Source organism: Geomonas sp. (assembly GCF_056994735.1).
The window spans coordinates 1-8,040 of sequence record NZ_JBXKJL010000329.1 but is presented as its reverse complement, the minus strand read 5'-3'; the positions used below and the strand labels follow the sequence as shown (position 1 = coordinate 8,040).

Genomic DNA, 8,040 nt, shown 5'->3' with positions numbered 1-8,040 from the left:
TTCACGAATTCACTTAGGCAGATAGCGGAGGATGCGGGTGAAGAAGGCCATGCCTCTGGCATAGGGAGTACGGCCAACAACCTCGGAGATGGCCTGGGCTGCCATCTTCCCGGAGATGCCACGGCTTTCCTCGGTGAAACCTATCAACAACGCCCGGTCGCAGGCCACGTTGACCAGCCTGGGGACTCCGCCTGAGTAGCGGTAGATCTTCTTCAACGCGGCGTTGCTGAACTCGGCGGCCCTGAAGCGGCCGGCAAGTTCCATACGATGGTCGACATAGCGCGCCATGCTGTCGAAGTCCATCGGAAGGAGGTGGTAACGTACCGTGATCCGCTGGTTCAACTGTCTGAGCTCTTCGCGCCCGAGAACGGTGAGAAGTTCCGGCTGCCCGGAGAGCACGATCTGGATGAGCTTGTCGGTCTCGGTTTCCAGGTTGGAGATGAGACGGATCTGCTCCAGGACGTCCGGGGCCAGGTTCTGTGCCTCGTCCATGACCAGCACTACGCTGCGGCCGGCACTCTTCTGCTCCAGGAGGAAATTGTTCAGCGCCTCCAGCAACTCGATCCGGCTTTCCAGATCGGAGGCGACGCCGAATTCCCGATTGATGGTCCTCAGCAGCTCAAGGGAAGAGAGGCAGGGGTTGAAGATCAGGGCGGTCCGGTGCCCCTCCGAGTCCAGGCGGTTGAGGAAGGTACGCAGCAGGGTGGTCTTCCCCGTCCCCACCTCGCCGGTCAGCTCCACGAACCCGGCCCGGCACTCCACCGCGTACAGGAGGTGGGCGAACGCCTCACGGTGCTGGTCGCTCATGAACAGAAAGCGCGGGTTCGGCGTGATGGTGAAGGGGCTTTCCCTGAATCCGAAAAATTCACAGTACATAGCGGGTGCGCATCCTTGGGGTGGCTGCCGTTAGTAGACCTGGGAATATACCGCGAAAGTATGGGGAAAGACAAGGGCAAACCGGTCACGCAAAGGCGCTAAGGCGCAAAGAACTTCAAAACTTAACTTCGAGGACTTAGGCGTTTAACAGGGATGGACAGGATAAACAGGATAAAACCAAAGCAATCACGCAAAGACGCTAAGGCGCGAAGAAGTTCAAAAACTAAAGCATCATAGAGTTAAGACTTAGGGGAATGCTTCAGGATATCGTTTCAGGATAAACGTGGGTGTGAAACTTCAGGTATTCTTGGCGCCTTTGCGGCTTTGCATGAGCGGCTTTTCGTGAGCGGGATCGCCCTTAGTACCTGTACGTCAGCTCCGCCCGCACAAGCTGGTTCTCCCTGCTGACACCAGGGTGGAGGTTGAGGTTATCAATCCACTCCCTGCCATAGGAGAGAAGCGCGTTCCACTCCCCGACAACAGGAAGGGTCCAGAAGGCCCGCACCGCTACCTTTCGCTCTATGGCCTGCATCTCCCCGTTGGGGTCAAACTTGCCGGTGGCGTCTATGGTTACGCGGCCGTAGTCCCCGCGTGTGGTACGGTAGCATTCCAGCGCCAGGTTGTTCCTGGGAGAAAACCAGTGGCTGTAACGCAGGAAGAACTCCTGGGTCCCGCCTCCTTGAGAGTGGCCGACGGGGAGGCCGTATCGCTCATAGCCACCGGGGTATATGCCGCTGGTGTAGAGGATGTTGTTCCCCAGGAAGTACTCGAATCGCAGGTCGTCCCTTCCGCTGGCGGTAAGCCGCGGAACGTAGAAACCGGCGACATAGCTCTCAACGATGGGCCAGAAGGAGGCGGCATCCTCGCCGGAATATTCGCCGTAGATTTCGGTATTGCGGAGAAAAGGAATCCTGAACCTCAGCTCGAAGCCGGCCACGCTGTTGGAGTTGTCGTTATTGAACCCGCCGATCAGCCCGCGCAAGGTCTCGACGGTGCCGTTATCCACCCCCGGCCCTCCGACCTGCCGCCCCAGGTTGAAGCCGAGCTCGATGTGACTGATCGGCTTGAATGAGACCTTCGCCGCCATAAAATATGGCTGCCGCGTCTGGCCGTCGGTAACCGTCTTCTCGAAGCGCGCGAAGATCAGGGTGTACTTGAGGTCCCAGAGGTAGCGGCTGGTGACGAGTTCAGGGCTGGATAGCTTGATGAGGTCGAAGTTCCGGGCATTGTTGGTGAGGGTTAGGGCACCGCGGTAGCCTTGGCCAAGCCAGTTCTCGTCCCGCCCGACCTCGAGTTCCACGCCCTCTCCGCCCAGCTTCACGTATCCCTTGTCCAGCCGAAGCCTCGTAGCATCGCTGGCGTCCGACCAAAGGAGCATGGGCTCGACGAGCCCGGCGGCGAACTTGCCAAGATAGGCTTCGGTGCTGAACCTCAAGTCGAAATTACTGCCGGAGTCGTAGATGACCCCCTCGTTATTCTCGAAAAGAGGGGTCCCCTCGCTGCCGTGCTGCTGAACCGGGGACGGATAAGGGTTCTTCGGTCTGAGGCCGCTGCCGATGCCGAAGAACCCTTCGTTGCCGGGGTCATGGGCGGCGCGGAAATAGCTCCGGGGGGCTCCGTCAAGATAGACATAGCGCAGCCTGGCGTTGGAGACGGGGTTCAGGTCGAAGGGAGGCGCGTCTTGCGGCGAATGATAAAGGGATGCTTCGCGTGGGATGAGTTCCCGCAGCCGCGAGGTAATTTCGCGGGCCATCGGTGGGTAGGTTCCGGAGCGGAGGCGCTCTTCGGCCTCAAGGAGGAGTCTTGCCGCCTCGCTTTTCGAGTACGGACGGATCCCCCTGATGTCGCTGGTCACCAGGCCGAAGCCGGAGAGCTTCTCGAGGTAGAGGTAGATCGGGCTGTCCAGAGGGATGTTCGCAGAGGAGAGCGCAAAGGCGGGCCCGGTGAAAACCAGCACTGCATAGACAGTCAGTAACGCCAATCTCATTGCATTCATCAAAAAACCATAAAAGGCGTTTAACAGGGATGGACAGGATGAACATGATAAAAGCAAAAATAATATCAAATCACGGTGAAAGACTTATTGCCCAGACGACGGTATTCAAGCTTCGGAGTCCCAAAATTCAGGAGAAGGCCAACCTCTAGTCCCGTTGCCTTAAGATAGTTAATGACCTGAGCCAGGTGCTCGGGAGCAAGAGCCTTCACGGCCTTCAGCTCCAGCAACACTTTCTCTTCAACCACTATGTCAGCGCTAAACTCACCGACGATTCGGTCACGGAATTGCACATTCAGTCGGACCTGTGGCTCCGCATTCAAACCAGCATCAACAAGTGCGACCATCAAAGCATTTTGGTAGACAGACTCGAGGAACCCGCACCCGAGTTCGTTGCTGACATCAAAGCAGACACCGAGGATCTTCCGCGTTAGACCTTCGTGAATGAGTGACACTAGAGATATCTCCGGACAGGGCCAGCTTTGGGTACAAAACTTTTAGGTTTTTATCCCGTTCATCCTGTCCATCCCTGTTAAGCGCCTTTCGGGTTTCAAGCCGCCGAACCCTCGTTGGGGCTGGCCACCCTGAGGTTGCGGACGAAGTTCGGCTTCTGGGGCGGGAAGAGATCAGGCCGGACACGCTGGAAGGCCGGGGGGGGAGCCACTCCTTCGAAGTTGTAACGCGGCACGAACTCCGGCACCACCTCCTGGAAGGCCTTGATAACCCCGCTGAGGTCACAGTTCCTCGCCAGTTCGAAGAGCTCTTCCAGCGCGGCACTGGTACTCTTCAGGTCGGTCTCCACGGGGGCCATCACCCGTATCTTCCGGTGGGTGGTAGGCTTTATCCCCTCCCCGTCAAGAAGGAGTTCCTCGAAAAGCTTTTCCCCCGGCTTCAATCCGGTGAAGGCGATATCGATCTCCTTGTATGGCACAAGCCCCGAAAGACGTATCAATTCCTCGGCCAGCGACAGGATCCGTACCGGCTCGCCCATATCGAGCACGAAGATCTCGCCCCCCTTCCCTATGCAGCCGGCCTGCAGCACCAGCTGCGAGGCCTCGGGGATGGTCATGAAGTAGCGCACCACGTCCTTGTCCGTCACCGTAACCGGCCCCCCCTGGCGGATCTGCTCCTTGAAGAGGGGGATGACGCTGCCGCTGCTCCCCAGGACGTTCCCGAAGCGAACGGTGGTGAACTTGGTCTTGCTGGTCTGGGCCAGCGACTGGACGTAGATCTCGGCGCTGCGCTTGCTGGCTCCCATCACGTTGGTGGGATTGACGGCCTTGTCGGTCGATACCATCACGAAGTTGTGCACCTTGTACTTGTGCGCGGCGTCGGCGACGATCTTGCTCCCCATGACGTTGTTAAGCACCGCCTCGGTGGGGTTGTACTCCATCATGGCCACATGCTTGTAGGCTGCGGCATGGAAAACGACTTCGGGGTTGAACTCGTCGAAGACCGTTTCCACCCGGTCCCGGCTCTTCACGTCGCCGACTATGGGGATGATCCTGAGGTCAGGGTGGGATTCCGCCAGCTCCTTCTCCATGAAAAAGAGCGGCGTCTCGGCGTTGTCGAAGAGGACGATCTTGGCGGGATTGAAACGGGCCACCTGCCGGCAGATCTCGCTCCCGATGCTCCCGGCCGCCCCGGTCACCAGTACCCTCTTGTCTGTCAGGTAGCTGCGGATGGCCGTCTGATCGAGTACGACCGGTTCTCGCCCCAGCAGGTCCTCGATTTCCACGGACTTGATCTGGGAGACGGAGACCTTGCCGTCGATGATGGCTGTGATGCCGGGGAGGGTCTTGAAACGGGCCTTGGCCCGCTCGCAGTTGGCGATCACCCGCCGCATCAGCGCCGCGTCCCCGGAAGGAATGGCGAAGATGACCTCCTCGACCCGGTGGGTCCGGACCAGGGCCCGAAGCCGGTTGGTCCCTCCCAGCACCCGTACCCCGGAAAGGCGCAGCCCGCGCTTCTCCGGATCGTCGTCGACGAAACCGACCACGTTGTACGGTGAACTAGCCTGTTTCCTGATTTCCCTGAGAAGGAGGTTCCCGGCGTCGCCAGCCCCGATGATCAGGGTCCGCTTCCCCTTGCGCAGCGAGGGGAAGAACCTCATCTCCCGGTAGATCCTCCAGATGAGGCGGCTGGCTGCGACCAGGGCGAACAAAACGAACCAGTCGAGCACGTAGATGGAGCGCGGCATGGCGAACGGCCCCTTCATGAAGACCAGCACGAAGGCCGATACCAGCGACGAGAAGGTCACCACCTTGAATATCTCGTAGGCGTCCTGCAGCGAGGCGTAGCGCCAGATGTTGCGGTACATGCCGGAGGCGGCAAAGAGAATGGGCTTGGCGACCAGGGCGACGGCGAGACCCTGAAGATACATGTTCCATTGGGCCTCGGGGAAGTAGAAGTCGAAGCGGAGCAGGAAGGAAAAAGTCAGTGAAGCGGCGATCAGGACGACGTCAAGAAAGAAAACCAGCATCCTCTTTGCTCGAAACATTTCGCCCCCCACGGAAGATTCGGATGGTTCAGAGCAGGCAGCACCCCGCGGTCCGGGGGCGAAACTCCGACGTCAACGACTATAACATGGGGTTAGAGAAAATCAATGGGAGAAAATTTAACATGCTTAATAAAAAAGATCTCAATGAGATACCGCATATATCGCCCTGTATATTACGGAAAAGGCTGACTGGCAGAGACAGTAGCTATGCCATTGATGTGAGCTCGTTTTTTACTCTCAGAGCCGGAAACAGACGTCTCTAAGACAGAACCAGCGAGTAGAATTACTGACACTTGCACCATCCGGCTGAGTTCAGATCAGGATTTTCTTTTCTTCCATCTTCTCCAGAATCTTTCGCACCGGCATCTCGAGGTCGAGATCCTCCCCTGCCACGAAGCCGAGGTCGGTACTCTCCGGCGGTTCATCATCGCTGAAGGAAATGTGCACGGTCACCACCGGGTGGGGATGGACCAGGGTGCGGATGATGTGGTGGTCGGAGAGGGAGAAGGTATTGGTGGTCGCCACCACGATCTGCCCCGCGCGAAGGAGCACCTGGGCCACCTCGCCGAAACGCCGCACCATCTCCTCGTCACTCTTCTCGCTCAGGTCCCGGCCCAGTCCCATCTGCAGGTTCTTGCCGTCCAACAGGTAGACCTGCCTCCCTGCGTTGAACAGGCGCCGCTCCAGCCTGCGGGCCAGGCGTGCCTTGCCACTGCCCCGCTCCCCGGTGAAGAGGATGGCTCCGGGGTAATGACCGTTGCGCTGGACCCTTTCGCAGAGCTCGACCTCGCCCTGGCGCCACTCGATATCCCGCTGCCGCGCCTCGCGTCTGAAAAGTTCCTGCGCGTCCTGCAGCGGCTCCATGACGATGCCGCCGCCCCAGATGTCGAAACCGTCGATGATCACGAAGCGGCCGGTGGCGTCGATGTCGCAATAGCGATCCAGGGCCACCGGTCTCCTGGTCTCGATGATGACCTCGGCCACGTCGTTTTGCTTCAGGTGGTCCTGCCCTTCGACGGGGCTCAGGGTGGAGGCATCGATGATCCCGATGATGGAGTCAACCTCCATATCGACCTCGTTGGTGTTGATCCGCAGCTGGTACTTCCTCCCCTTCTCCAGCGGATCCTTGCCGATCCAGAAGACGTTGGCGCGGAACCTGGAGCAGACCTCCGGCGGCGACTTTTTAAGCGAGGCGATTTCCCCGCGCTCGATGAAGATCTGCTCGCTGAGGGTGAAGCCGGTGGAGCGTCCGGCCTCGACACTGCGCAGCAAGGTGGAGGCGTTGAAGGCCTCGATGGTCTTCACCTGCGCGGTCTTGTTCGAGGGAGAGAAGACCAGGGTGTCGCCGACCTTCAGCTCCCCGGTCTCCACCCTCCCCGCTATGATCCGGCGGGTATCGAACTTGTAGACATCCTGTACCGGAAAGCGCAGCGGAAGGTCCGTGCGGGCCGGAAGCTTCACGAAGGCCGCCAGGCTCTCCAGGAGGCTCGGGCCCTGGTACCAGGGCATGAGCTTGCTCCTGCGGGCGACGTTGTCCCCGTGGCGCGCGCTGGCGGGGATGAAGTGCTGCGGCGAGAGGCGGAGCTCTTTGAGAAAATCCCGGTAATCGCGCTGGATCCCGTTGAAGACCGTCTCGTCGTAGTCGACCAGGTCCATCTTGTTGACCACGACCACCAGCTGGCGGATCCCCAGCAGGCTCAACATGTAGCCGTGGCGCCTCGACTGCTCCTGCACCCCTTCGGCCGCGTCGATGATGAGGACGGCCGCCTCGGCCCGGGCGGCCCCGGAGATCATGTTCTTCAGGAACTCCTTGTGCCCCGGGGCGTCGAGGATCAGGTACTGTCTCTCCTGCCAGCTGAAAAAGGTCCTGGCCGTGTCGATGGTGATCCCCTGCTCCTGCTCCTCGAGGAAGGCGTCGAATAGGAAGGCGTACTCGAAGACCTTCCCCTGCTTGGCGCAGATCTGCCGCACCTTTTCGAGATGGCCGTCGGGGAGGGAATCGGTATCGGCGTAGAGCCTCCCCAAGAGGGTGGACTTGCCGTGGTCCACGTGCCCTGCGAAGACGATCTGGAATCGTTCGGTGTTGGGGATTGGGGATTGGGGATTCGGGATTTCGTTCACGGGCTGACTCCTAGGAAGTCCAAAACCTTGCTTACGGATCTGGCGATGTCCATCTCGCCGGTATGGATCACCAGTTCGGGGCGATGCGGCTCTTCATAGGGGCTGTCGATCCCTGTGAACTCGGGAAGCTGCCCGGCGCGTGCCTTGCGATAGAGCCCCTTGGGGTCACGCTCTTCGCAGACGCCGAGGGGGCACTTGACGTAGATCTCCACAAATTCCTTCGGGTCGAACAGTCCCCGCACCCGGTCGCGGTCCTCCCTGTACGGGGAGATGAATGCAGCCAGCACCACGACGCCGGCATCGGTGAAGAGCCTGGAGACCTCCCCGATGCGTCTGATGTTTTCCCGGCGGTCGTCTTCGGAAAAGCCGAGGTCACCGTTGAGGCCATGGCGGATGTTGTCACCGTCGAGGATGTAGGTGTACCACCCCCTCTCGAAGAGCCGCTCCTCCACGGCATGGGCAAGGGTCGATTTCCCCGATCCGGAGAGCCCGGTGAACCACAGGACCCGCGACGGGTGACCGTTGCGCCGGCAGTAGTCCTCCTTGGAGA

General features: G+C 59.8%; 6 protein-coding genes. All 6 read right to left on the bottom strand.

The window, feature by feature from the left end; translation table 11 throughout:
- Nucleotides 1-9 precede the first annotated feature (9 nt).
- Nucleotides 10-876: an ExeA family protein gene (locus tag AC11W3_RS14315; RefSeq protein WP_484089626.1), complete on the bottom strand. Its 867-nt coding sequence runs from the start codon at nt 874-876 to the stop codon at nt 10-12.
- Nucleotides 877-1,234: 358 nt separating this feature from the next.
- A complete protein-coding gene (locus AC11W3_RS14310; protein ID WP_484093214.1) occupies nt 1,235-2,872 on the bottom strand; it encodes a capsule assembly Wzi family protein in 1,638 nt (545 codons plus the stop codon).
- Nucleotides 2,873-2,937: 65 nt separating this feature from the next.
- Nucleotides 2,938-3,324 carry a GxxExxY protein gene (locus AC11W3_RS14305; RefSeq protein ID WP_484089624.1) on the bottom strand — a complete coding sequence of 129 codons (387 nt, stop codon included), beginning with the start codon at nt 3,322-3,324 and terminating at the stop codon, nt 2,938-2,940.
- A gap of 95 nt (nt 3,325-3,419) precedes the next feature.
- Nucleotides 3,420-5,369 (bottom strand): polysaccharide biosynthesis protein, encoded by a 1,950-nt coding sequence (locus AC11W3_RS14300; protein ID WP_484089623.1) that lies wholly within the window; start codon nt 5,367-5,369, stop codon nt 3,420-3,422.
- Nucleotides 5,370-5,681: 312 nt separating this feature from the next.
- Nucleotides 5,682-7,490: a GTP-binding protein gene (locus AC11W3_RS14295; RefSeq protein ID WP_484089622.1), complete on the bottom strand. Its 1,809-nt coding sequence runs from the start codon at nt 7,488-7,490 to the stop codon at nt 5,682-5,684.
- A partial coding sequence (gene cysC / locus AC11W3_RS14290; protein ID WP_484093213.1) for an adenylyl-sulfate kinase occupies nt 7,487-8,040 on the bottom strand: 554 nt, incomplete at its 5' end. The genes cysC and AC11W3_RS14295, both read right to left, overlap by 4 nt.